Genomic DNA, 26446 nt, shown 5'->3' with positions numbered 1-26446 from the left:
AAATGGGGGTTTCTTAACATGAGAATTAATACAAACATTAACAGCATGCGTACTCAAGAGTACATGCGCCAAAACCAAGCTAAAATGAGCAACTCTATGGATCGTTTATCAAGCGGTAAACGTATCAACAACGCTTCTGACGATGCAGCAGGTCTTGCAATCGCAACTCGTATGCGTTCACGTGAAAGTGGTCTAAACGTAGCTGCTAACAACACACAAGATGGTATGTCATTAATCCGTACGGCTGACTCAGCTTTAAACTCTGTATCTAACATCTTACTTCGTATGCGTGACCTTGCAAACCAATCTGCAAACGGAACAAATACAAATAAAAACCAAGTTGCACTACAAAAAGAATTTGCAGAATTACAAAAACAAATCGATTATATTTCAAGCAATACACAATTTAACGATAAAAACCTATTAGATGGTTCTAACAAAACAATTAATATCCAAACTCTTGACTCTGAAGATGGTTCAAGACAAATTGGCATTGAATTAGGTAGTGCTTCTACTAAAGCATTAGGTATTGATACATTAAATATTGGATCAGGTAAGATTACACAGGCAACTAAAGAGAATGCTGATGCAACTATTAAAACATTAGGAACATCATCAGATGATAATGCTGTTGCTGCTGCAAAAAAATCATTTGATCAAATTAAAGATGGCTTAAGCAATGCTGATGCACAAGTACTTGCAAAAGCCTTTGAAGATTATGATAACGCTGCATCTGGAGACAAAGGTGCTAAAGCACTAGAAATCTCAAATGCATACAAAACTATTACTAACTTTAGTATGGCAAAGGTTTCTGAAGATGTATACACTGCAGCTAAAGATGCAATTAAAGGACTAAAAGCAGATTCAACAGGTAAAGAAGTTGCTGCTGCTAAAGAACACTTTGATAAAATCAAAGATTACTTACAAGGATCTGATCGAACAGCATTAGAGGCAGCATTTAAAGCGTTCGATGGAACGGAAACAACAGCTGGTTCTGCTTCTGGTAAACAAGGTAGTGATATTGCCTCAAAATTCCCAGCAGTTGATTTATCTGTAGCTAAATCAGCAGATGATTCGGCAGCAAACCCACTACAAGCTATTAGAGCTATTGATGCAGCAATTAAAAATATTGCTGACAACCGTGCAACTTTAGGTGCTACATTAAACCGTCTAGACTTTAACGTAAATAACCTAAAGAGCCAAGCATCAAGCATGGCATCAGCAGCTTCTCAAGTAGAAGACGCTGACATGGCGAAAGAAATGTCTGAAATGACTAAGTTCAAAATTTTAAACGAAGCTGGTATCAGCATGCTTTCTCAAGCAAACCAAACTCCACAAATGGTTTCTAAATTATTACAATAAGCCATTTGAGTTAGTTTCCTGAATAAACCTCTCTGCTTGCGGAGAGGTTTATTTTTTCTATATAGATAGATTATTTATAAAACTTTCTTTTTTATGTGGAAGAGAGTATCCGCGATCCTTAGAAGCGATCAGTGCTTATCTTGATCCCCTCTTATGTTAAAATACAAACAGTAAATAAGCATAAGCCCCTCTATCCTTCCATAACTGTTTATTAGATTAAAAGATACTAACTATATCAATCTATAAGGAGTTTCTATTATGCGTATTGGTACAAACATTTTAAGTATGAATGCTAGGCAGTCATTGTATGAGAATGAGAAACGTATGAATGTGGCAATGGAGCATTTGGCGACTGGTAAGAAGTTGAACAACGCTTCTGATAATCCCGCTAATGTTGCGATTGTGACTCGTATGCATGCGAGAGCGAGTGGTATGCGAGTGGCGATTCGTAATAATGAGGATGCGATATCGATGCTTCGTACGGCGGAATCTGCCCTTCAAACTGTGACGAATATTATACAGCGTATGCGTGATTTAGCCGTTCAATCTGCGAACGGTACAAATTCAAATAAAAACCGTCATTCGCTGAATAAAGAGTTTCAGTCTTTAACAGAACAAATTGGCTATATTGGCGAGACGACTGAATTTAATGATTTATCCGTATTTGACGGTCAAAACCGCCCTGTTACATTAGACGATATCGGTCATACAATAAATATGACGAAACATATTCCCCCTTCCCCTACACAACATGACATCAAGATTTCAACAGAACAAGAAGCAAGAGCGGCAATTCTTAAAATTGAAGAGGCTTTACAAAATGTATTACTTCATCGTGCCGATCTTGGCTCTATGATAAATCGTTTACAGTTCAATATTGAAAATTTAAATAGCCAAAGTATGGCGTTAACAGATGCTGCATCTCGAATTGAAGATGCAGATATGGCGCAGGAAATGAGTGATTTTTTAAAGTTTAAATTATTAACTGAAGTTGCACTTAGTATGGTTTCACAAGCAAATCAAATACCGCAAATGGTTTCTAAACTACTACAATCGTAAAAGTTCATCTTCCATCTTTGGAACGATTCCATACAAAATAAAAGGGAAATACATATAAACTATGTATCTCCCTTTTATTTTGTACCCAAATTTTATTACTGTGTTACGGTCATAACTTGTCCGCTACGATCAACCATAATTTTCATTTTACCGTCTTGTGCATTATATAGCCCTAGTTTATGTAATTCCATTTTACAATCTTGTACGAAAGTTGGTAATTTACGAATTTGATCGATATCAGAACTTGTAATGAAATGAATTAAAAGCTGCGTCATGCCTTTAATATCTTGTACAAGCTCTTCTTTCTCTCGTTTTAGCCTTTCATTTTCTAGTTGTAACGACTGCAATTCACCTTCTAGACTACGTGTATTCTTCGCTTCCCTAGAACGCCCTGCTGCCATGCTAGAAAGCTTATAAATACCTTCCATAAACTGATGTAGTTCGTCTTCTTTCCTTTCACTACATTGATTAATTGTTTCAAAATTATCAACGATACCAGATATAACTGTTACAAGATTTTTTTCATCCTCTTTATGCTGGATGTCTTCTTTTAATTCGTACTCGTTTTCTTGTTTTCTTGCAACGATTGTCTCTTTTACAGGTATATATTTTCTCTTTCGTCCTGGTTTTTGTTTTTCAATATTTTCAAACGGTATTTCACGTTTTTTCAATTTATAATACGTATTTTGCAATTGACTTTCTGTTTTTGGAAAAAGATTTAGTTCATTTTTACTTACGTATTTTGAAATATTTAAAATGTTTAAACCGTGACGCTGACAAAATTGATACACTTCATACAGTAGCTCTAGTTCAGATTTCAGCCATGTAATTGCTGATTTTTCGTACGCTCGCATCCCGCCATTTTTTTCTATATCTATTTGAAATAATACCATTCTATTATGTAAATCAACTAATTCTTCATACTTTACTTGGAATTCTTTTTCTATTTTTTTAAATTCCACCTCTAGTTGCATATCGTTCATTTTATTATTTGACATGTTTTGTAAAAGACCTAATACATTAATTGCTGTGTGGTGATACATAATCTGTGCCACTCCCCCTCATCCTTTCACAATTCTCATCTGACTCCCATGTCTTTTAAGAAAATAGCAATTTTTACATATCCATATTATAACAGTTCGAAATTATCTGTCAAATAATTAACATACAAAAATGTATAGAAAGTATAAAAATTTGGAAAATGTTTTTTTATTAATATGTAAAATTGCATATTAATTACATTTAATTATATTATATGGTATTTTGAATATTTTTTCACCGAAAAAATTTGCGTTACCACGAAATGTTACTAAAATAACCTTCGAAAATATGTTTGCTTATATTTTCAAATCAAAAATCTTCATTTGAAGATTTTTTCATACATACAGCGCCAAACATCTCAGAAACCTTTCATTTTTCTGCCAGGTTAGAGTATAGAATACCAAAAAGGAATTAGCCAATGCTACATATGGCTAATTCCTTCCTCTCTCTAACAGAATAGAGTTATAAACCCAATCTTCAAATCCTCAATCAAAGTCTCACTACTTCATACCTCTGAACTCACATCGCATGAGACTCTATTAATCACTGAAAACTTACTTACATAAGTAGTTTCCCCTATTCCTACTAAATAGAAAAATGTTATACGCCAGCTCTTCTACTTACCTATAACCACTCCATATCTCTGGTCTCAACATCGCATAGGGCTCTATTAAGCACTGACCGCTCAACACTTAGCTAGAGCTTCTATTCCGGCTAAAAAGAAGCTTTTAAAGCACTAACTTATCAACTAAACCAATTAGCTCTTGAATATCTGGCTTACTTACTTGAGCATTTGCTCCTACAGCTTCACCTTTATGGAATAATTCATTTGTAATTAATGAAGAGAAAATAATGACTGGTAAACGATTCATTACTTCACTATCCTTAACTACTTTTGTTAAATGATGTCCATCCATTTTTGGCATTTCAATATCCGTAATTAGCAGGTGAATATGTTCAAACATTTTTTCGCCTTGCTCTTTCGCTAATTTTTCAATTTGCGCTAACGCTTCTGCACCATTGCTGAAGAAGTTCATTTTCGTATATCCAGCTGATGATAATGTTTCTTCTAATATTTGACGAAGCATCGCTGAATCTTCTGCAATATAAATTACTTTTTCAGCTCGATCTGTTTTTTGTTCTAACCCTGCAATTGATTTATTGTCATAACCAGTGCCGCTAATTTCACATACAATTTTTTCATAATCTAGTAGTAAGATGATTTTGCCATCTAGTTTTACAATACCAGATGTCGTTTCTTCTAGTCCCATAGATAATGAAGCTGGTTCATCAATTTGTTCCCACGAAATACGTTGAATACGATGCACTTCATCAACGCGGAAAATAACTTTCATTTGGTTTAATTCTGAGATGATAAATTTCGTTTGATCAAGTGGCTTTGTTGACTTTAAATTAAGAGCCATTGCCAAGTTAATAACAGGTAAAATTTCACCACGTACTTGAACAACACCTTCAACTGCATGATGAGATTCTGGCACAGTTGTAACAGGGAATGGATTAATGATTTCACGTACTTTCATTACATTAATACTAAATAGGTTTTCACCAACAGTGTACGTAACAATCTCTAATTCATTTGTTCCGCTTTCTAATAAAATACTTTGTGCTTGTGACATAAAGGTGTCGCTCCCCTTCCATTAATTCCGTATATCTAATTATTAAGCTTTATAAAAGCGAAAAAGTCAACTACCTATATAAAAAATATAGATAGTCGAACGATTCATTTTATAAAAAAACAATTAATCTTGTATAAACGAAGCAAGTGCCTCTAATAACACTTCTTGTGCTCCTACAACTTCCGTCGGCATTGCTTCCCATTTTTTCGAAAGCTCGGTCTCTACTCTTATTCTCAACTCAGAATTCATTTCTGCTAGCACATATTCTTTCGTTGCTATATCAACATCAAGTAGCGCAAGTGCATATAATTCCGGGTCATTTATTTTTTCGAATAATCGTTTTAATACCACCGGTGCTATATGTTTTAATTTTTCAATATGAATTTCCTTATCCGAAAATAGTAACTCATATTGAATAAACGTAACATTTTCTTTAATCACTTTAAAATAACAATTATTTTTTTTATCATTTACAAAATAACCGTTTGGATCTGCAATAATACTTTCTACTTTACGAATTAAATCTGGCAAACTATTCGCCGCCATTACAGTCCGCTGCTCAATCTCACTCGGCGAAATGAATGTAACGCGATACTTATTTTGCGCCATCCTCCTCACCTCTCCTTTTATAGAAATTCAGTCTAATTGTATACTACAACTATCTTAAATTAACTTAAAACTATTTTATATTACCACTTCTTACACTACCACACTACTCTAGTAACGCTACATATCTCTGGTCTTACACATCGGTCGGGACTCTATTAGGCACTAACCGCTCCAAAACATCGCCAGGTCCTCTCCCAAAACCTAAAAAGTGCTTTTAAGAACCTTTCAATAACTCTATGTTATTAAACCAAAACGCTATCTGCTGATCCGTAATATTTGGCAACATAACAAAAAACTCACGACACTTCATCTCATCCTTAAACAGTTGATACTTCCAAACGCTATCGCTACCAACACTTATGAAATAAAACTCATGGATACGGCCAATGATTGCTTGTTTTTCACCAAATGAATACGGAGGCACTTGCTTAATTTCAAATTGATCTGGTAAATATACATGCTCTTCTCGTTCTATTTTTAATACTTGCTCGGCAAGTTCACGTTTATTTTCGAAAAAAGGCAATTGTAAAATTCGCTCTTGTCTTGTCATACGAATAAAAAACCCTTTCTACTCCATTACATTTTTTCATTACGATATATTATCGAATTAAGTTTACAACTTCATTTAATACTTCATCTGAAACTTTAATTACTTTCGCATTTCCTTGGAATCCGCGTTGGTATAACATTAAGTCAACGAATTCTACAGATAAATCTACGTTTGCACCTTCTTGTGCACCACCACGTACTTTACCTGCACCGTTTTGACCAGATGCACCAAGAGCTAAAATACCTGTTGTATTCGTCGCTGTATAGTTACCATTACCTGTTTTCATTAGTCCGCCTTCGTTCGGGAACATCGCAACAGCTAATTGACCAGCTGATTTCATACTTCCATCAGAATATTTTACCATCACATATCCACCGTCAGCAATGAAACAATCTTTAACCGTCGCTGCTGCTCTACCATCTACGTCTGTTACTGATAATGTTTTATCTGTTGGATGGTTTGTTAAATGACTTAAGTCTAATTTTATAGAGCCGCCATCAAATGGAATATTGGCCCCTTGCTCTTTCGGATTTGGATTTCCAACAGCATCAAATGTCATATTACCACCTGCACCTGGAACATCCTTAAACTCTGTTTCTTTTTTCGAGTCATTACGCATTTGTACTTTATATGTATAATTATGTTCGCTCGTTTGTTTAAACTCGACACGCATTGTCCATGTATTCCCCGCATTATCATATACAGGTAAATCTTGTGTAATTTGTTTTTCACCAGTTGGAATATTACCTTTAATTGTCCCTTTCGATGTTCGAATACCACCAATTGCTGTTCCCATTGGAATTTGCAACGGTCCTGGAATTCCAGATAAATCAACTTCACCAGTTGCCTCATTCGCAGGGTATGCAAATACATATTGACCTTCAGTATTCGTAATATAGTAATCTGAAGATATCCCAAACGTACCTTTACGAGTAAATTCCATATTTCCGCCTTTTGAATCACCTACAACGAAGAAACCATTACCTTCCATTGCGGCTTGTGTTTTGCCACCTGTTAACGTAATTGTACCATCACTATAATCCGTAACTGTACCACTCATTTTCACACCATTACCAATACTTTTCGGATTTGTTCCTGCGTATTTACCGTCACCTTTTGCACCAATCGAATTGTTATATAGTAAATCATCAAACATTGCTTTTTGTTTTTTATAACCTACTGTTTGTGCATTGGCAATATTATTTGAAGTTACACTTAATGCATTTTGTGTTGCATTCATCCCTGTAATACTTGTATATAACGCTTTAATCATAACGTATGGACACTCCTTATGAATTTGTAGTTTTTACTTCTTCAGTTACTTTTTGATCGTCTTTCTTTGCGTCTTCTGGGTTCGTTTCCCCAATCGGTTTATCAGACACTCTCTCAACGAAACGAAGAGATACAACCTTATTATTAATAACAAGCTGTACATCGTTATTTTCCGCAAGGCGAACTGTTTCTACTTGACCGGTTACTTTGTTTCCGTCACCGTCAACACCTCTTACGTATTTACCTAAAAACTTCATTCCACCATCAAGTGCTGTTGAATACATCGTTGATTGCAGCTTATCTACTGCTTTCGTCATATTCTGTACTTGTTCCATAAGAGATAACTGCGCTGTCTGATTCATCATTTGATTCATATCCATCGCATTAAATGGATCTTGATGTTGGAAACTTGATAAAAACAATTTTAGGAAATCATCTTTCCCCATTACCCCAGGAGTCTTTTGCGCTCCTGCCGAAACTCCATTACTTTGTTGCACTGGCGATTGTACACCATTAACAGGTACATTACTTTTTTGCGCTCCTGCTTGTAACGGAATATGATTTGTACTCGTTGTATTTAATCCAACTGTTGGCACGCTTTATTCCTCCAATAATCCCGCAAATTCTGTTGATTGTTGTTTTTCATGATTTGTATTTGCTAATTTCTGTTTTTGCCTTTGCTCTTGTTCTCGCTGTTCTTTTCGATTTTCATCTTTATCTGAATAGCTAATTTGAATATTGATTTCTTTTTCTTTTAATTTTAATTTCAATTCATCAAAAATGATTTCAACACGTTTTTTCGCATCGTGTTTTTCCATTTCTACGTGAACATCAATTTGATCTCCGTGTTTTTTCATAAACACTGTTAATGTACCAAGTTTTTCTGGATTTAACTGAAATAAAACACGTTCTTGTTTCACTACAAATTTTTGCAGCGCTTCTACTTGTGCTTCCATTTTCTTTCCTAAGTCAGGTAATGAAACTTTCTCAGCACCACTATTTGATTTCCCTACTTGTTCGGTACTCGTCGTTTTATTTAATAATTCTGCACCTGCAGAGCTCGAATCGTTTAATGCATCAACTTCTGGCAACTCTACCTTTGCGTCATCGCTCTCAAGTTTTGGAAGATCTACCTCTTTAGACTCTTCTTGTTCCTTTGCAATATTACAAGTTTCTGTTTCTACAACTTTCAATGCTTGCATAGTTTGCTCTGGCATCTTCATTTTGTCTAATACCATTTGCATTGTATCTTCTAAACATATAGCATTTTTGATATTCATATTTGAAAGAAGTTCTTGTAATTGTTGTAATTCAGCTGCAGGTAATTCATTAAGTTTAATATTGCCATATTCTTTATATAGCTCTTGTATTTTTTGTATGTATTGATATAACAATTCCGGCTGCACATGTAATTGCTCAATTGCAACCATTTGCTCAGATACAGCTAATAACAACTGTTCTGTCTCTTTTTTTTCTTCTTTCTTTACATTTGGTTCTTCTTTCGTTACCGATTTTTTAGAAAGAATATAATCTTTTTTCTCTTCTGGTGGTGCTTCTTCTCGTTTCGTTTTCTCCGTTTGCGGCTGTTTTTTATTTTCCATTCTCATCGTACGATCGAATGAAGAATCTTCATTTTTTGATTGTACTTCTAGCCCTTTTTCTTTTTGCGGAGGTAAACTTTGTTGCACCGGTAATACAGACTGTATCACTACATTCACCTCATCCATTCATACACATTTTCAAATCCAGAAGCATTTTTTCTTCCAGCTTTTCTTGTGCTTTCGCAAGCTTTTTACAATTTTCTTGATACATCTCATCAATGACACGTTCTTTTTCTTTTACTTGCTCTAAAAGGCTTTCATTTTTTTGAATAAAACCTTCCGTTTTTTTAATTTTTCGATTCCATTCTTCTATTCTTTCAGGTGAAAACGTATGTGAAGAAAGCATGCCCGCCATAATACGTTGCCCAGTTTGTACGACTTTACTACGCGATTTCACAACATATAAATCATATTCTTTTTTTTGTTCTATTTTTCTTTTTTCAGCTGTTAATTCATACACTTCTTTTAAAATATGTTCTTTTTCTTGATTTATTTGCAATTTTATTGTGTCGTACTGCTGTTTATCCACCTGTTTTCATAGCCCCTTCCTATTATAACGTTCTCTTTTTCTATTATATAGTTTTTTTCCAAAAAAATCTGTGAAATATTAAAAAACAAAAAAATAAGACCTCTTAGGCAGAGGCCTTATACTATATGGTGTATCGCTTCAACGATATCATCAAATTGGAAACTATCCGATCGACCTTGCTTTAAAAACGTATTTATACCTTCTACTTTATTTTTACATTCAAAAATATAAGCATTTTCTTCATTTTCTTGAATCGTTCCTAACTTAAAATACAATTCATTTTCTTTATAAATTGATAAAATTTTTCTCATTTCATTTGCAAGTTGCCAATGATGTGGCGAAACAATTTCTTCCATAATCCTACTTACTGAATCTAATACTGAAATTGCAGGATAATGACTAAGCGTTGCAAGCTCACGCTTTAATACAATATGTCCATCTAAAATACCACGTGCTAAATCGGGTACAGGACCATTTAAATCGTCCCCATCAACAAGCACCGTATAAATACCTGTTATAGATCCCTTTTGTGTTTTTCCGGACCGCTCTAACAGCTTCTTCATATAACTTTCCATTAACAGTGTTTTACCACCAATCGGTAACTCTTTAACAGCAATATCAACACTTCTACGGGCATCGGCGAAACGAGTAACAGAGTCCATCATAAGTAATACGTTATTGCCTTGATCACGGAAGTATTCAGCAATAGACGTTGCGAGTTTCGCGGCACGAAGTTGCATAAGGTGACTTTCATCTGACGTCGCTACAACAACGACACTTTTTCGCATCCCTTCCTCGCCTAACTCTTTTCGAATAAAGTCTTTTACTTCCCGGCCACGTTCTCCTACTAAACTAATAACGTTTATATCAGCTTTTGCATTTTTTGCTATCATTCCAAGTAAAGTAGATTTACCAACACCTGACCCAGCAAAAATACCAATCTTTTGACCGATACCAATTGTTAGCATAGAATCAATTGATTTTATTCCTGTTTCAAATACATCGGTAATCTCTTCACGTTCAAATGCATGTATAGGCGGTGCATCTAGTTTAATTTTCTGTAATGGAATGTTTTCAGCTTCCTCATTTAACACTTCACCATTTGCACTTAACACTTTTCCGAGCAAGTGATTACCACGTGGTACAGCAACATCTTCTGAAACTAATGTCACTGAATCTCCATAACATACTTTTTCTGTCTGTTCAAATGGAAGTAGCATATTATTTTCTTTTTCAATAGCAATCACTTCACATAAGACGTTATGTTCTCCAACGAAGCAAACATCTCCAATCTTCGCTTTCGGCCCTTTTGCTACGAAAAACTGTTCTTGTACACTATGAACTTTGCCTACTTTCGTATACAGCGGTGTTTCAATGAACTTATTCCATTTTTCGTTCTCATTCATTAACAGGCGGCTCATACATTTTGCTCCTCAAATAACTTCTCTTCTTCCCATTTCTGACGAAGTTTCGCAAATATAGGTGCAAATTTAAATTCAAAGAACTCTTTCTCTTCTTCCAGAACAAATTCACCAAACTGCAGGGAGAAATCATATTTCCATTCTACTAATTGTAGTAACCAATATTCTTTCGTATTCTCCTTCTCTTCTTGAATACGTTCAAACGTTTCTGGATGTACTGTAATGATTAATTTTTCAAACGAAGTTGGCAATGTTTGCACGATGCCAGTTAAAATAGGTAACACATCAAGCGATCGTGAATCTACCGCTTGATTCACGATTTTTTCTGCTAGATGAAAAGATTGATCCCATAATAACTCTGTCCATTCATATGCTGTTTCTTGTTGTTCTTTTTGAAACTGCACACGCGCTGCTTCCATCTGTTCCATTTGTTCATGAATATGCATTTGAAATTGTTCTTTATCTTGTAATAACTGCTGCTGCTCTCGTTCTAGCATTTGCTTCTCTTGCCTTAGCTGATTCATTTCCATATGTAATGATTCTTGCTGGGCGCGAAGTTCTGCATGATCAGCTTGTAATTCTTCCTCTTCTATTTGAACTGAAGCTGGTTTTGGAAATTGTAATTCATACGTTTCTTCAGAAAAAGAAACAGAATTCTTCGGAATTCTGTTTTTAAATAAGGACATCCTCTTCACCTCTTTGAACGATAATTCTTCCTTCTTTTTCTAGCTTTTTCACTGTACCAGTGATCGTTTGCTGCGCTTTTTCAGCATCCGTCATCTTAAGCGGTCCTAAGCCATCTAATTCTTCTAGAATCATCTCTTTACGGTTTGAAGACATACATGTAAATAATTTCTCTTTAATTTCTTCTTTTGCAATTTTAAGTGCTTTCGCAAGAACACCGTTATCTGTAATTTCTTCTAATACACGGCGAAGCGCAAGATCTTCAAGACCAAGTAAGTCTTCAAAGACAAACATATTTTCTTTAATTTTCTCAGATAACTCATAATCGACTTCATCCAGCTTTTGAAAGACTGTTTTTTCAACACCACGTGAAACATTATTTAAAATGTTTACGATTGTTTTCAAGCCATCAGTTTTATTAATTGCACTGAATGCCATATTATTTAATTTCGATTTTAACAACTCGCCAATTTGATTAATTAATTCACCATCAACTTGTTCTAACTTCGCAATACCCATTACCGTCTCTACTCGTTTATGATCTGGCAATCTCTCAATTAATTGAGACGCAAGTTGCGGTTTAATATAAGAAGCGATAATTGCAATTGTTTGTGGTGACTCATCATTAAGCACTGTAAGAAGTGGTTCTAAATCTGTAAGTGAATTTAAGAATTCAAATGGATTATCTTTGTTATACCAAAGATCTTCCAATAATTTTTCCAGTTCGTCTTCTGGCATGTTTTTAAATATGCGACGAATGTATTCTTTATCTGGAGTGACTAAGTTCAATTCTTTTACATTTAGTTCATATAAGAACTCTCCTAGTACATTTTCTAACGTTTCTGGTTTGTATACACGAAACTTTGCGATTTCACGAAGTAATACTTCTTTTTCCTCAGCTGTCATATATTCAATGACTTTTGCTGCCACCCCTTCTTCTAATGTACGAATAAGGATGGCAGCTTTTTCTTTGGAGGAGATTTCATCTAACATCGTTGTTCCTCCCTTACTGTCCGTTTAACCATTTTTTAATTACTTTTGCAGTTCCTTCTACATGTTCTTTCGTAGCATCCTGCACTTGTTCATCTAACGTTGGTTCTTTCGGTTCTTCTGGTTCAGGTTTTGGCTCTGGCACTATTTTTTCTTCAGGAATTTCCAAGATACTTTCATTACTTGCAGCCACTTCCTCTTCTGCTAAGTATTCTTCATATTCCTCTTCTTCTTTCTTTCTCTTACGTCTTGCTAATAAGAACCATACTAGACCACCGATTGCTAATAAGCCAGCTGTAATTCCACCGAATAACCACCAGTTCATACCACTTTTTTCTGGCTCTTTCTCTTTTTCGGCTTTCGGCTGATCGAACTGAACAGTTACAACGTTAACTTGACCATTTATAAAGTTACCGTTCGGATCAGCTTGAAGTCCTGCCGCTGTTCCAATTGCTTCTTTAAAAGTTGTCATATCAATTCTACGTTTTACTAGCGTATCATTATCTACCCATACAACAACATTTGTTTTCGTTAATTCTGGGTGTTTCTTAATTGTTTCAACTGTTTTATCTATTTCATAGTTTTCGATTTTGTTACCATTTTTATTATCGTAGACAACTTTACCATTTTGATTATTGTTCGTACCGTAGTTTGGCACTTCACCGTTCGCTGTAATACCAGCACCTTGCTTCGTATCTGCCCCTTCTTGCGCAGTAGAGCTTTCCTCTTGCTCTTGTTTACTACGAAGTACACCTTTATCACCATACTTTTCTGACTGACGTGTAACTTCATCGTAGTTTACAGATACTTTCGTATTCACTTTATATTCATTCGGTTTAAACATCGTCATTAACGTTGCATCAATATCTTGCTTTAATTTACCTTCAAGTTGGTGCTGCATCTCTACTTCTTTCTCGTAAGAAGAGGAACTACTAGAATGTGCTTCATCTGCTCCTTTTGAGATAACACCTTTTTTACTATCAATAACACTTACTTCTTCTGCCTTCACACCAGGAACTGCTGCACTAATCATTTGCTGTATACCTGCAACTTGATCAGCTGTTAACAATTGGCCACGCTTCACTCCAACCGTAATCGCCGCTGTTCCTTTTGCTTTTTCTTCATCAAAAATTGTCTCTTTTTCAGGCAATGTAATTTGAACATTTGCCGTTTCAACTGTCGCAAAGTTTCTTACAATATCTTGCTCCAATTGCTTCTTCGTCCCGACAATTTGCTTCATTTTTTTATCTTGCTCACTTGAACCGAGCGAGCTTTCTAATAAAATTTCCTCACCGCTTTTCGAATTAAACGGTAAGCCCATCCCATTCATTTCTTTTCGAACCCATGGAGCATCATTCTTTTGCACACGAATCGAACCATCGGCCGCTAATTGATAATCGACACCTAACTTCGATAATTCTGCTGTAATCTCTTGTTTATCTGTATCATTTAAATTTTGATATACAACAACATATTTATCTGGCAAGGTGAAGTATAAAAGCGCTCCTGTTACAATCGCTAAAAGCGCAGCACCAATTACTAACTTATGCCACGTTTTTAATGATTGGATAACATTTTTCATCTTTTCCATTTAAACACACCCGTCCACTTTCCTAAATTTGCATATTAATTAGTGACTTATAATTTTCAATAAGATTATCACGTACGAGAGCAGCCGTTTTCATTTGAGACTCAGCTTTCTTTTGCTGAATTAAAACGTCATGTGTTTCTCCTACCCCTTTAGTTAGTAAATCATATACTGCTGTTTGTGCATTGTTTTGCGTTTGATTCATATCTTCCAATAAATCAATAAACTTTTTCCCCTCAACTACAGATGTTTGAGAAGTTTTCGGTGCACCAATTGACTGAATTGCTCCAAATGGTTGTGTATGTAACATTGGTTGAATTTTCATATTACTATCTTCCCCCTTATCCTCGGCCGATTTCTAAATCTTTATCAAGCATTTTTTTATTCGCATTTAATACACTCGTATTCGCTTCATACATTTTTTGAGCAACCATTACATTCGTCATTTCAGCAGTTACATCAATATTTGGATAACGTACATATCCTTCTTCATTTGCGTGCGGATGCGTCGGATCATACACTAAATTTTCCGTTTTGTCTGCTTCAATACTTTTTATTTTTACTCCATTAGTAGGAGCCCCATCTAACATACTTGCAAAACTATTGTTTGATTCTAACACCACACTACGACGCTCATATAAATCTGCCCCCGGAGCCGCCGTCGTATTTGCATTTACAATATTGTTAGAAGTAACTTCCATCCACTTTCTCGCTGTCGTTAGCCCTGATCCACTTGCATTAATTGCCTGAAACATCCGTTGTCTCTCCTTCTACTTTTAACGTCCGCGTGCCGCTTGGTTAATTGCATATTGTGTATTAATTGCGTTTATTGAAATACCGTATAACTGATTTGCTTTCATTAAATCTAGCATTTCTGTCGTTACATCCACACTATTTCCGTCTTTATTCGTTTGCATTGATTTTGTTTGAATCTTTGCATATGTATTTTTTGTATTTACTGTCGGTAAGTGCATTTCATTCGTTTGATATAAATCTGGATTGCTCTTTAAATCAGCCGCATTATTTTTATATAACGCACTACTTTTATTCATCTGCTCAGCAAATGTTACATCTTGTGCTTTATAGCCAGGTGTATTCGCATTTGCAATATTACTAGAAACAGTATTTCGTTTCGTCACTAAATAATTCATATAATGGCTTACATCACTCACTAAATCTGGCATATTCCACACCCTTCCTTTTCTAACGTAATGATCCACTGATAGAAGTTTCACTTCATTATTTATTTTCTTATATGCGTTTATTAAAATATTTACTATTATGTACCCTTACATATTTTATTCCATTTTTTCATTGTTGTCTTTAGAAAAATACAAAAATATAAAAAAGAATACAAAAAAACTGTATACACATAGTAATCTATAGAACATTTCAATAGATAAACTATAAACTAAAGTCCATTTTTCTATTATTTAGATTACTATTATTTTTTCATCACAGTCATAAAATGAAACCTCAATCAGCGGAGTTCTTTATGTAAACGAAGGAATAGACCCCCTTTTAAAAGGGGAATCTGTTTCCAAACGTTATTATTAATATTTACCGTAAAATGAATTAGCCTTCATTCGCCCATCATTTGTCATAATCATTTCTTCCAAAATCTTTTGCTTATCTCGAATATGCTGAGCTGCCTTAATAATGAACGGGCTTACCTCCGCTGCAACTTGCGCACGCGTTTCTTCATCCAATGTCATCATCCAGCGATTTAACATCTCACTCTTCTCAGCAAACTCTCTGTCTGACACTTGCAATTCACCGATTTCATTAAAACAGCTGACAAACGTCCGATAAATATCATTGTTCATTTTCAAGTGCTCCGCGGTAACCGTCTATTAAATCTTGTAACACTTTCACAATTGCATCAATATCTTTCGCTTCACGCGTTACTTTCATCGTTTGAATTTGAATGCTAATCCAATCATATAAACCATAGAGACTATCATATAAATCTTTCGTAATCTCAGGATTTAATTGAAGCTTTAGTTCTTCAAAAATACGTTCTAATTTTTCAAGAAGTGCGTCCCCTTCTTGAAGTTTAAAAGTATGTAAAAGTTCTTCTAAATTACGAAACTCTACAATACATCTTTCATAAATAAAAATTGTATTTTTAATCGGATTACTCGTCATAATATCATTTTGCATATAACGTTGCCATGCTTGCATACGATCACTTCCTCAACTTTCATTAATCATCACTTTTTTGTTTTGTCATTGCTTTAATTGTTTTTAGTTGGCTATCAAGCGCTGCTAATGTACTCTCTAGCTTTTGATACTTCTTCACAATTTCATCTTGCTTTTGCAAGTTTTGCGTTTCAATATCTTTAATCTTTTTATCTAAATCACTTACACGTGAATCAATATTTTTTACACGTTCTCCAACTACACCTTTATCACCGAATAGTTTATCAAGCGGTTCTTCCATCATTTTTCCTAAACCGTTAGAACTAAAGAAAAATTGCTTCGCTGCATCTGGCTTCTCTTTTAATGCTTTCGTTAACTTTTCATCATCAACTTCCATCGTTCCATCTTGCTTTAATTGAATACCGAATGTGAATAAATAATTACCATCTTGAGAAAATGTTACGACATTGTTCATCGCTTGACGTACACTTTGCATAATAGCTTGACCTTGGAAAGCTCCACCTTTTCCAGCAAAGATATCTACTGTAGAAACAGCTTTGTTATAATCAGCTACCATTTTTTTAATAACATTCGATGCATCTGTTACGTTTGAATCACTTACTGTAAATCTTAGATCTATACCTTTTGCTTTTGGATCTGTTGCACCAGCATCTGGCGCTCCTTCTACTTTCGGTTCAGTTACCTTTAACAGTTCAATTTTCACACCAGGAAGAGCTTCAATTGTATTAGTAGAACCTTCCCCTTTGATACCATTAATAGTATACATAGCATTTTGTGCTTCATTAATTGTATTGAGCGCTACGCCATCCGCATTAGCTAAACCAATATCTTGAAATAGTGTAGATGTGTTCCCTTCAAACTTAATTACTCCATCTGTTCCTTCTTTTTTTGAGGTCATGAAAATTTTATTTCCAAGTGTATAAGCTGATACGCCATAATCTCCATCATTAATCTTATTAATTAAATCTTTATATGTCATATCAGTTGTTACTTTTAATTCTTTACCGCCTAGTTTTAATACTTCATCTTTAGGAAGCTTCGCATTTATATCTTTAATGTCATTTGAAGCTATTTGATGACGTTGCGCGAGCTGTGTAATCGTCATATTAAAAGTTCCTGCAATCGCACCACCATCAGCTTTTACATTAATATAACCGTCTTGTGATGTTGTTACTTTTTTCTCATTCCCTTTAAAAACCGCTAAGTTTTTAAACGTTTGTGTGAAAGAACTAAATTCTGATTTTAAACTTGTATATAGTAGTTTATCATTTGTAAGGTCGTTCTTTTCTTTCGTATATGGTGTTTTTCTCATATCTAACGCTTGCATTTCTAATTCTACTAGGTTAGAAGTATCAATCATATTATTTCCGAGGTTCCAAATTTGTTGTCTACCACCAATACCTGTCATCGTTGTTCCTGCCATTTTTCTCACTCCTTATAGATTACATGTAGTCTAAAATACTCGTTTTACTCATCGTACTAACCGCTTTAAGCGTCGCTTCATACGTTGCATTTATATATGCCAAGTCAGAAATTGCGACCGCTAAATCAACATCCTCAATTTCTTTACGGTTTTCTTGAAGCGCTAAATTTTGCTCACTTAAAATTGTTTTAAACGTCTCCATCGTGTTCATTGTTGAACCAACTTCAGTTGTACGGTTAATGATGCCATCTAAGTTTTTCTTATTTTCTCCTAATAACGGTTGTAACGCTTTTTGGTCACCTTTTTGCATCGCTTCGCTCATCTGTTTTAACGTTTTTATAACCGGTGATAATAATGCTTCTCCGTTACGAAATGCCTTTAATTCATAACCATCATTTAATTGCCAGTTCACATCATTTTTTCCGCCCTGGTACGTACCATCTTCTGTAAATGGTGACTTTTCTGCACTATCACCACCGAAAATATAACGACCTTGCTCTTTCGTATTCGCTAAATATACAACTTGTTTTAAAATTTGATCAATCTCTGCACCAATGGCTTTCAATTCTTTTTCACCATTTGGCTCATTTAATGCCTGTACCGTTAATTGATCTGCTCTCGTTAAAGATTTAAAAATACCTTGTAAAGTATTTTCAGTTTGTGTTAATACATTTTTTGAGTCAGCTAAATCTTTCTGCATTTGTTCAATATTCGCCAATGAATGTTGAATCGCAAATGATTTACTCGCTGCTAGTGGATCTTCACTCATAAGAAGATTTTTCTTCCCTGAAGTTACTTGGTTTCTATGGTATTGTTGTTGCACATTCAAATCCATTAACTGATTCTTTGCCCAGTTTGCATTTTGAAATGTAGATACTCTCATTTCTATCTCCTCCTTATATATTTCCAATCAATTATTATCACTTATCGAATAATCGAAAATAGACTATCAAACACTTCATTCATCGTAGTAATAGCTTTAGAGTTTGCGACGAAATATTTTTGGAAGGCCATTAAATTTACCATTTCCTCTTCCATATTTACACCTTCAACGCTCATTTTTTCTTGTTGAATACCTTCTAGTAAGTCGCCATGAATTTTTTGATAACCATTTACTGCACTTTTATCAGATGCAACACGAACTATAAATTGATCTAATGCTTGTTTATAAGAAAGACCTTCTTTATAATCGTCCTCTGTAACTGCTGCTAGTTTATTTGCTGTTTCAGCAGATATTTTCATTTTCGAAATATCTTTTTGGAATTCTGGATTTAACTTCATATCTTTCGCATGATCTCCAACGAAGAAATCTTTTCCCATCACTGTATTCACTTGATTTTTCATCGAACTCATTAAGTCTTCAAGATTTTTTTTATAATCAACTATCTTCGCTTTCGTGTCAATCGCTGATTTTATCGCTCCGCTAGTTACATTGATTTCTGAACCGTAAATCTCAACTGACATTGGGTCTTTTTCTTTATTTAATTGAAGTGGATATGTATCTTGTCCATTTACTGTTAAAATACCATTCATTCTAACACTCGCGATATTAGGATTCATAGATTCATAAGATACTTCTATATTTGCATACTTAGACATCTCTGTAACGATGCGATCTCGTTCGTCTAAAAGTTGATTTGGCACTTGTGTACCTGCTTGTCCAATTTTATGATTCGCTTCTGCTAAACTAGCAGCAAGACGATTAAATTCATTAACATGCGCTTCAATATCTTCTGCCGTCTGTGCCTCCACTGTATCTAAGTTTTTCGCAAGACGATTCACTTGACTTGTGAACTTCCCAGTTTCAGAAATTAATGTATCGTAGTAGTTTGGTTGTTCTGGATTTTTCGCCACTTCACGAAAGGCATTAAAGAAACCGTCCATTAAACTAGATAATGAATTCTTTCCTGTCGTTCCAACCATAGACTCTACACGTGATAAAGTCGAATTCATGTAGTTATAGTAAGAGAGCTGAGATAATTGATCATTAAACTGCTTCGTCTTTACCTCATCAGTAATACGGTCAACACCTAGCGTTTGTACACCGTAACCAATTCTCTGTTCTGGCGTATGACCATTGCTTGCTCCAACAGATCCGTAATTCACCATTTGACGCACATAACCCGGTGTATGAATGTTAGACAAGTTTTGTTTCGTTGTTTGTAACCCCATTTGAGCCGCTAACATGCCCGATAGCGGTGTATTATAATCAGATAATCTCATAAAGCTTCACTTCTCCTTTACAATAGTTCGTTCATAAAGATTTGCGAATTATTGTTTCGCTCTAAGTTATATTCAGAAACAGAATCCACAATACTTTCTGTAGTTTTTAATAGTACGTTTAAGTAATATTGATTTTTCAAAAGAATCATTTTTACATTCTCTTCTAATTCAGTTACGTTTTTTTGTAATTCTTCCATTTTTTCAATTTCTTCTTGAGAAAAATACGAAAATAACGCACTTACACGAAACGATTCAACTCCTTGTTCTTTACAGAACTGAACAACCATTTCTTCAAATGAGCTTGATAACCCTTTTAAACCATCAATGTACTGCAGTTGCTCTACTTGCAACTTTTGAACTGCATTTACATTTTTATTTTTTAAATTCTCATATATTTGCTCTCCAAGCGCTTGAATATTTTCATACGCTTTTTGAATAATAACGAGTTTTTCATATAATTGTATGTACATATAGCTTCCTTCCTTTTACAAGACTAAATTCACAATTAAACCATGGATTTCTCCAATTTGATTTAACATTTCTAAATGTCCTGTTTTCGTATTAATTAAATTCATTACATCTTCTAATTCATTCAATCCCATTTCTGCCTGTTTCACAATCGTCATTTTCTGTGAATATCCGTAACGTGGGTGACGAGACATGACATCTTTATACTGCAATACATTATCAACGTAAAAATTCAAAAATGATTTTACTGTATTTTTGTATTCCATTACATTATCAAGCGTTAATTCCATTTCAATTTTCTCTTTAATTTCTCCAATATTATCGACAAACGCTTCCATTTGTTCTAGTAATTTATCTTTTTTCGGATCTGCATGCAAATTATCCAAAAATGCAAGTCCTGTCCTGACATTTGCTTCTTTCGGCATTTGAGTAGCAGGCGGTATATGCGATAAAATTGGATTATGCGAGATAGAACGTAGCATATATATCACCTATTTATTTTTTTATTTCTTCCTAAACTTAATCGTAAAATCCAGTTATTTATAATTATACTCTGAACAGTAATATTTTGCAGTTATTTTTTATAAAAGATATGTTACAATTTAGCATGAGGTGGCACAATTCTATGAATATTTTCCTTTGTGGTTCAAATCAATTAACAGCATTAGATCAAGAAGAAATTAAAAAATTTTTAACTGACTATGCTCACAAACATAAAATTTACATATTATGTTATAAATCTATTGAAAATGAGGTTCTTCGTTTTTTCGTTGAGAATGAAAGACTCGCTCAAAATTTATGCCTTTACACGCTGCAACCATTGCAAGCAATTACAGATGAATTTCAAGAAGTCGTTGATTACTTAAAAAAACACGGAGCCGAATATGTTGCTTTCGATCATCCTTCTGACTCCATTTACCGATCAGATTATATGTTTTTTGTTAAACAAATTATTGAAGACACTGATTTAGTTCTCTGTTTTTATAATGGGGACAAACATACATCTGTCATCCCTGTCGATGTTGCAAAAGAAGCAGGTATTGATGCTGTCATTTATGATTTACCAGGATTACATGAAAAGCAAATGAAAAAAAGCTTTGAACAAAAAATTCGTATGATGTAAAGGGGGAGGCACAATATCATTATTGTGCCCATTGTAAATATGATAATTGAACAAGATTATGATCATTTTATCGCGAGTTTTAAACAACAATTCAATATGGATATCGCTTCTTATAAACAAGATAGAATGCGCCGTAGAATCGATGCTTTCATTTCGAGAAAAGGCTTCGAAAACTACACTAATTTTTTAAACAAATTACGCGCTGATCAAAATTTATTTTTAAATTTTATTGACTATATTACAATTAACGTTTCAGAGTTTTTTAGAAATAAAGAACGCTGGCAAACTTTAGAGTCGAAAGCACTACCAAAATTACTCGAACAAAATAGCGGAAAATTAAAAGTATGGAGTGCCGCTTGCGCTGCTGGTGAAGAACCGTACACACTCTCTTTAATTTTATCAAAGCATCTAGCTCCATTTCGTTTTGAAATTCAAGCAACAGATCTTGATTTTCATATTTTAGAAACCGCAAAACGCGGTCAATATACAGAACGTTCTCTGAAGGAATTACCTAATGATTTGAAAGAACGTCATTTCACAAAAGAGAATGATATATATTCATTGCATCAAAACATTAAACAAAACGTTACGTTCAAACAGCACGATCTTTTAATGCAGTCGTTCGATACAAATTATGATTTGATTATTTGTCGTAACGTAATGATTTATTTTACAGAAGAAGCAAGAGTAAAACTTTATGAAAAATTTAGTCGTTCTTTACGAAAAGGCGGTGTACTATTTGTTGGTAGTACGGAACAAATTTTAACACCCGAACGTTACAATCTTCAGCGATTTGATACATTCTTCTACGAAAAAATATAAAAGAGGTCGTCACAATGGAGTGACGACCTTTTTACATAACTCGAATTAAAATAATACCGACAATCCATATAAAGAGAAAAAGAAACGTCATAGACCATTTATGTTCTTGCACCGTATGTTTCAACGCCTGTGACAATTGTGTCATGTTCATTTCCGCAAGCGCTCTCCATACACTTACATCCCGATCTTTAGCAATACGGTCTGTAACGCTAATTAAAATTGTTTCGTTAGACAGTTTCGTTATATAAGCAGTAATAACCGTTACCATCAAATTTATATTTCCTTCTGAAGAATCACTTTCCACTCTAGAGATAAGTGCACTCACATCTAGTAACGGAATATGTACTTTTCTACCAAATGATAGTTGTACTTCAGCGAAATCATATGTTCCATCTAACAAAGGAAGTTCTTTTATATGCGCCTGCTTAACAAGCCCTTGTAGGCTTCTAATTACTTGTTCAAATATTTTTTCTGTTTGCTTACCTTCTCCAGATAACGTGTGTAACTTTTTAAAAAGTTGTAACACTGTATCCATCTCTTTAGAAAGCATTTCCTTCATAATCTTTCCATCACTTAAACTTGCAAGTAAAATACCTATTTCATTATTTTTCGAAATAATTTTAGACTGTCCAGTAAACACTAAATTGCTACGCTTTCGTTCTTTCTGGATTTCATGCTCCGAAATAGCTGCAGGCTGTTTTAATGGTTGTAACGCCTTATCTTCAATTGTCGTACGTTTAATCTCCATTTAAGCGCCTCCACTACTATGAAATAATTAGCCCCATTCTTTATTACTCTTTAAAACTAAAAACAGTACGAATAAACCTGACATGATAGTAAACACATCAGAAGCTTGCACTCCCTGTTCACCTTTTTCTTCTTTCTTGTCTTTCGGTTCTTCTTTTTGTTCTTTCTTTTTAGAGGCAACTTGTTTGTTATTTTTCTCTTTTTGGTCCTTCCCCTTATGTACTTCCTTGTTGTCTTCGAACGGCTCTTTTATAACGTAAGTAAATTCCTCTTTCTCTTTCAACGGTTCTTTTATAAACTTATTTACTATCTCATCTTGCTTCGGAATTTGAACAACTGGCAAATTTTCTTCTGGAAGCGGGTTTTTGACTTTCGAATCTTCTTGTTTCTCATTTTCTTTCTTATCTTCTAATTCATTTTCTAGTTTATTATCTAATTTTTCTTCTTTTTCTTTCTCTTCTATCTTTTTATCATCTTCGTTTTTTGGCGCCAAAACAGAAATGGTATATTCACTTTCCTCAACAAGTTTATTACCTGCTGCATCTATTATCTCTACAAGTAATTCGTATGGCCCAGCCGGCAATGCTTCTGTTATTTCAAATACTTTTTGCCAATCCATATCATGCTTGTTGTAGTCTAATAAAAAGGAAAGCTCTTTATTTTCTTTCCCTTTTAATGTAACGCGCACTTCTTTTACAACCGATTCTATATCTGACGCTTTTACTCGTATATGTATAGAATCTCCCTGTTTTCGTTCAACTAAGTTCTCTTTTACTTCATCAATAGTAACTTTCTGTAACTTTGGCAATTCTTTATCTATAGTTGGCGTTTCATTTTTAATACGAATGAGCGGGACTTTCACTTCATTTTTTATGAGCTCTTCTTTCTCATTCTCTTTGTAACTTTGAACGAGCTGAAGATTCCAATCACCTTGCAAATCAAAATCCCCTGCTTTATAGTTAGCAACCCAGCTCTTCGTTTCTTCATCATACTCAAAAGATAACATTCTTTCTTGCGCATATTGCTCGCCATTTTTTTGTAACTGCAATATACCTTTCATACTTTGAATGTTTTTCCCATTCGGTTCTACAGCAATTCGCACCTCTTCGCCAACTTTAAGCTCCAGCTTATTTACTGTAATAATTCCCTGTTCTGTTTCTATCTTTCTTTCACTCAATTGTTTATTTGCTACTTCTTGTTGTTCTGCTTCTTTTTGTTTCTCTTCATCTTGTTTCGTTTCCACTTGCTCTGGCGGTTCTTGAGATTCCTTATTTTCTTCTTGTACATTCACTTCACTTATTTTTTGATCTGGCTCAATTTGTTCCTCAGCCTGACTTTGCAAGGGGAAGAACAAGCACACATGTATGCATAGCCAACTCATTAGAAAAAACTTTACGTTTTTCATCTACTAGTTCAAACTCCTATTTCAATGCCTTATAGTGATTTCGTCACTTTTACTCCGAAAAATCCATCTACATTTACAAGTTCACCATACGCCACTAATACATCATTTACATAAATACGAATTGGTTCATCAATATCCTCATCTAGTACAACTGCTTCATTTTCTTGTAAACTTAATATATCTTGAATCGTTTTTACTGTACTTCCAAATACAAATTTCACGTTCATTTCTACATTTTGTAGAATGGACGTGTCCATATATACTGGTTCCATTTGTTTTACTTCTTTAAATTCAATAGGTTGCACAACTGGTTCTACAATTTTTTCTTCTTCAATTTCTTCTGTGGCAATCTCTTCTTCTTCCACCATTGGATACAGAAGTCGCCTTACCATTTCTTTCGCTTCAGAAATTGGCAAAATTTGATACATTTTCGATTGAAGCAGATCACCAATTTCAAGATTGAACGTAATTTGAACGAGTTCGTCCACTTCCATTGACTCTCCCAAATACTCCATTTCTTCTTTTAACGTTACAAATTTAACATTTGGCGGCGTCATGTCCATTTTTTCTTGGAACATTTCTGACATCGCCGTAGCAGCGTGACCCATCATTTGGTTCATAATTTCTTTAATACCGCTCAGTTCTAATTCAGTAAGCTCTTTTTCCGGATCAACTTCCCCTGTTCCCATCATCATTAAATCTACCATTGTTAAGGCGACATCTTTCGTAAATACGAATACATTCTCATTCTTTAGCCCTTCAACAAAGTCAACATTTAAAATAACAAATGGCACTGGTACTCCATCATAATGACGAACATTGATTGCTTCCACATTTGGTGTACTAATTGTAACTGGCTGATTTAAAAGCGTTGACAATACTGTTGAAGCGGAACCAATTGAAATATTTGCAATTTCACCAAGCACATCTTTCTCTTCTTGTGTTAAATGCTCTTTTTCAACTTCTTCTACAATCTCAGTTTCCACTACTTCTGCTGGCTCGTCTTTTTCTTCTACTCCACCAGATAATTGCATTAATTTATTTACCATTTGTTTCGCATGCTCAACTGAAACAATTTGTACAAGTTTAGAGTTTACAAGATTATCTATCTTTAAATCAAACGACACTTTAACAATCGTATGATTCCCATCGATTTCAGAGATTTTCTCCATTTCTTCCGATAACTTTACAACATTAATCGTCGGCGGAGACATATCTACTGTATCTTGGAAGAATTCCGACATAGATGTAGCTGCGAATCCCATCATTTGATTCATCGCTTCTTGTACAGCACTTAGTTCTAATTCACCAAGTTCTTTTCCATCCTCCACTTCACCTGTTCCCATCATCATTAAATCAGCAATGGACAATGCAACATCTTGTTTAAGAACAAGAAGGTTTTCCATATCTAATCCTTTTGTAAAATGAATGTTTAATACAACATGTGGAACTTCGACATCTCTTGAATCATATAAATCTACCAACTCTATGCGAGGAGCAGTAATGCTTACTTGCCTATTTAAAATCGTTGATAATACAGTCGAAGCTGAACCAAATGATATATTTGCAATTTCGCCAAGAATATCGCATTCTTGAGGCGTTAAATGCTCATTTTCTTTTTCTAGCACAATCGTGCTCGTATCCCCTTTTGTGTGTTGCTCAGGCATTTTCCCTGCCTCCTCATTTCTGTTTTTCTATCAAATAATATAAACTCTCATTTGATTTTAGC

Annotated in this window: 29 protein-coding genes; 4 read left to right on the top strand and 25 right to left on the bottom strand. The window is 34.5% G+C overall.

What is annotated here, in order from left to right:
• The first annotated feature begins 18 nt into the window (after positions 1–18).
• Both AC3EMB_RS08715 and AC3EMB_RS08710 read left to right on the top strand, forming a co-directional pair.
• Positions 19–1362: a flagellin N-terminal helical domain-containing protein gene (locus AC3EMB_RS08715; RefSeq protein WP_088114221.1), complete on the top strand. Its 1344-nt coding sequence runs from the start codon at positions 19–21 to the stop codon at positions 1360–1362.
• A gap of 258 nt (positions 1363–1620) precedes the next feature.
• The gene (locus tag AC3EMB_RS08710; protein ID WP_488517625.1) at positions 1621–2421 is read left to right on the top strand and encodes a flagellin N-terminal helical domain-containing protein; all 801 of its coding nucleotides are present in this window, start codon (positions 1621–1623) and stop codon (positions 2419–2421) included.
• A gap of 95 nt (positions 2422–2516) precedes the next feature.
• Here AC3EMB_RS08710 and AC3EMB_RS08705 read toward each other — a convergent pair whose 3' ends face one another.
• The 22 genes from AC3EMB_RS08705 to AC3EMB_RS08600 all read right to left on the bottom strand — a co-directional run bounded on the left by AC3EMB_RS08705 (position 2517) and on the right by AC3EMB_RS08600 (position 21102).
• Positions 2517–3464, bottom strand: a complete 948-nt coding sequence (locus tag AC3EMB_RS08705) for a DNA-binding domain-containing protein (protein ID WP_069355342.1) — start codon at positions 3462–3464, stop codon at positions 2517–2519.
• A gap of 726 nt (positions 3465–4190) precedes the next feature.
• On the bottom strand, positions 4191–5099 hold the full coding sequence (locus tag AC3EMB_RS08700) for a chemotaxis protein (protein ID WP_000075943.1): 909 nt from the start codon (positions 5097–5099) through the stop codon (positions 4191–4193).
• Between the two features lie 123 nt (positions 5100–5222).
• Entirely contained in the window at positions 5223–5708 is a 486-nt protein-coding gene (locus AC3EMB_RS08695; protein WP_063546972.1) for a hypothetical protein, read from the bottom strand.
• A 214-nt stretch (positions 5709–5922) separates the two neighbouring features.
• The gene (locus AC3EMB_RS08690) at positions 5923–6258 is read right to left on the bottom strand and encodes a DUF3964 family protein (RefSeq protein WP_000198166.1); all 336 of its coding nucleotides are present in this window, start codon (positions 6256–6258) and stop codon (positions 5923–5925) included.
• 49 nt (positions 6259–6307) lie between these two features.
• Positions 6308–7531, bottom strand: a complete 1224-nt coding sequence (locus AC3EMB_RS08685; protein ID WP_000588320.1) for a flagellar hook protein FlgE — start codon at positions 7529–7531, stop codon at positions 6308–6310.
• A gap of 16 nt (positions 7532–7547) precedes the next feature.
• Positions 7548–8126 (bottom strand): flagellar hook assembly protein FlgD, encoded by a 579-nt coding sequence (locus AC3EMB_RS08680; protein WP_001143462.1) that lies wholly within the window; start codon positions 8124–8126, stop codon positions 7548–7550.
• A gap of 3 nt (positions 8127–8129) precedes the next feature.
• Complete coding sequence (locus tag AC3EMB_RS08675) at positions 8130–9239, bottom strand: flagellar hook-length control protein FliK (protein ID WP_140155646.1); 1110 nt, start codon at positions 9237–9239, stop codon at positions 8130–8132.
• 10 nt (positions 9240–9249) lie between these two features.
• Positions 9250–9660, bottom strand: a complete 411-nt coding sequence (locus tag AC3EMB_RS08670) for a hypothetical protein (RefSeq protein ID WP_000360860.1) — start codon at positions 9658–9660, stop codon at positions 9250–9252.
• 116 nt (positions 9661–9776) lie between these two features.
• Positions 9777–11081 carry a flagellar protein export ATPase FliI gene (gene fliI, locus AC3EMB_RS08665; RefSeq protein WP_327886790.1) on the bottom strand — a complete coding sequence of 435 codons (1305 nt, stop codon included), beginning with the start codon at positions 11079–11081 and terminating at the stop codon, positions 9777–9779.
• The gene (locus AC3EMB_RS08660) at positions 11078–11767 is read right to left on the bottom strand and encodes a FliH/SctL family protein (RefSeq protein ID WP_000051688.1); all 690 of its coding nucleotides are present in this window, start codon (positions 11765–11767) and stop codon (positions 11078–11080) included. The genes fliI and AC3EMB_RS08660 overlap by 4 nt, the downstream gene beginning before the upstream one ends.
• Positions 11754–12758, bottom strand: a complete 1005-nt coding sequence (gene fliG, locus AC3EMB_RS08655) for a flagellar motor switch protein FliG (protein ID WP_000883364.1) — start codon at positions 12756–12758, stop codon at positions 11754–11756. The genes AC3EMB_RS08660 and fliG overlap by 14 nt, the downstream gene beginning before the upstream one ends.
• 13 nt (positions 12759–12771) lie before the next feature.
• Entirely contained in the window at positions 12772–14346 is a 1575-nt protein-coding gene (locus AC3EMB_RS08650) for a flagellar M-ring protein FliF C-terminal domain-containing protein (RefSeq protein ID WP_065482997.1), read from the bottom strand.
• Positions 14347–14368: 22 nt separating this feature from the next.
• On the bottom strand, positions 14369–14668 hold the full coding sequence (fliE, locus tag AC3EMB_RS08645; protein ID WP_000701672.1) for a flagellar hook-basal body complex protein FliE: 300 nt from the start codon (positions 14666–14668) through the stop codon (positions 14369–14371).
• Positions 14669–14684: 16 nt separating this feature from the next.
• Positions 14685–15098 (bottom strand): flagellar basal body rod protein FlgC, encoded by a 414-nt coding sequence (gene flgC / locus AC3EMB_RS08640; protein WP_000484680.1) that lies wholly within the window; start codon positions 15096–15098, stop codon positions 14685–14687.
• 21 nt (positions 15099–15119) lie between these two features.
• Positions 15120–15578: a flagellar basal body rod protein FlgB gene (gene flgB / locus AC3EMB_RS08635; protein ID WP_370445031.1), complete on the bottom strand. Its 459-nt coding sequence runs from the start codon at positions 15576–15578 to the stop codon at positions 15120–15122.
• 318 nt (positions 15579–15896) lie between these two features.
• The gene (locus AC3EMB_RS08630) at positions 15897–16169 is read right to left on the bottom strand and encodes a hypothetical protein (protein ID WP_001058088.1); all 273 of its coding nucleotides are present in this window, start codon (positions 16167–16169) and stop codon (positions 15897–15899) included.
• Complete coding sequence (locus AC3EMB_RS08625) at positions 16159–16527, bottom strand: flagellar export chaperone FliS (RefSeq protein ID WP_001149516.1); 369 nt, start codon at positions 16525–16527, stop codon at positions 16159–16161. Before AC3EMB_RS08625 ends, AC3EMB_RS08630 begins: the two co-directional genes overlap by 11 nt.
• A gap of 22 nt (positions 16528–16549) precedes the next feature.
• Positions 16550–17929: a flagellar hook-associated protein 2 gene (locus AC3EMB_RS08620; RefSeq protein ID WP_488517624.1), complete on the bottom strand. Its 1380-nt coding sequence runs from the start codon at positions 17927–17929 to the stop codon at positions 16550–16552.
• Positions 17930–17948: 19 nt separating this feature from the next.
• Positions 17949–18812: a flagellar hook-associated protein 3 gene (locus tag AC3EMB_RS08615; protein WP_001266403.1), complete on the bottom strand. Its 864-nt coding sequence runs from the start codon at positions 18810–18812 to the stop codon at positions 17949–17951.
• A gap of 41 nt (positions 18813–18853) precedes the next feature.
• On the bottom strand, positions 18854–20152 hold the full coding sequence (gene flgK / locus AC3EMB_RS08610) for a flagellar hook-associated protein FlgK (protein WP_016082184.1): 1299 nt from the start codon (positions 20150–20152) through the stop codon (positions 18854–18856).
• Positions 20153–20169: 17 nt separating this feature from the next.
• On the bottom strand, positions 20170–20622 hold the full coding sequence (locus tag AC3EMB_RS08605) for a hypothetical protein (protein WP_000275878.1): 453 nt from the start codon (positions 20620–20622) through the stop codon (positions 20170–20172).
• 15 nt (positions 20623–20637) lie between these two features.
• The gene (locus AC3EMB_RS08600; protein ID WP_340719771.1) at positions 20638–21102 is read right to left on the bottom strand and encodes a YaaR family protein; all 465 of its coding nucleotides are present in this window, start codon (positions 21100–21102) and stop codon (positions 20638–20640) included.
• A gap of 143 nt (positions 21103–21245) precedes the next feature.
• Between AC3EMB_RS08600 and AC3EMB_RS08595 the strand changes: the two genes are divergently transcribed.
• Complete coding sequence (locus AC3EMB_RS08595; protein ID WP_001020110.1) at positions 21246–21743, top strand: flagellar motor switch protein FliG; 498 nt, start codon at positions 21246–21248, stop codon at positions 21741–21743.
• A gap of 39 nt (positions 21744–21782) precedes the next feature.
• Positions 21783–22565 (top strand): protein-glutamate O-methyltransferase CheR, encoded by a 783-nt coding sequence (gene cheR, locus AC3EMB_RS08590; protein WP_000582875.1) that lies wholly within the window; start codon positions 21783–21785, stop codon positions 22563–22565.
• 31 nt (positions 22566–22596) lie between these two features.
• Here the strand turns inward: cheR and AC3EMB_RS08585 are convergent, their stop codons facing one another.
• The 3 genes from AC3EMB_RS08585 to AC3EMB_RS08575 are packed head-to-tail and all read right to left on the bottom strand — an operon-like array spanning position 22597 to position 26384.
• Entirely contained in the window at positions 22597–23313 is a 717-nt protein-coding gene (locus AC3EMB_RS08585; RefSeq protein WP_016082186.1) for a hypothetical protein, read from the bottom strand.
• A gap of 27 nt (positions 23314–23340) precedes the next feature.
• Entirely contained in the window at positions 23341–24717 is a 1377-nt protein-coding gene (locus tag AC3EMB_RS08580; RefSeq protein WP_488517623.1) for a transglycosylase, read from the bottom strand.
• Positions 24718–24746: 29 nt separating this feature from the next.
• Entirely contained in the window at positions 24747–26384 is a 1638-nt protein-coding gene (locus tag AC3EMB_RS08575) for a flagellar motor switch protein (RefSeq protein ID WP_001115016.1), read from the bottom strand.
• Between the last annotated feature and the right edge of the window lie 62 nt (positions 26385–26446).

The organism is Bacillus sp. LQ16, from assembly GCF_057784645.1.
Note: the sequence above shows the minus strand (reverse complement) of the source record. Positions and strands in the feature narration are given on the sequence as shown.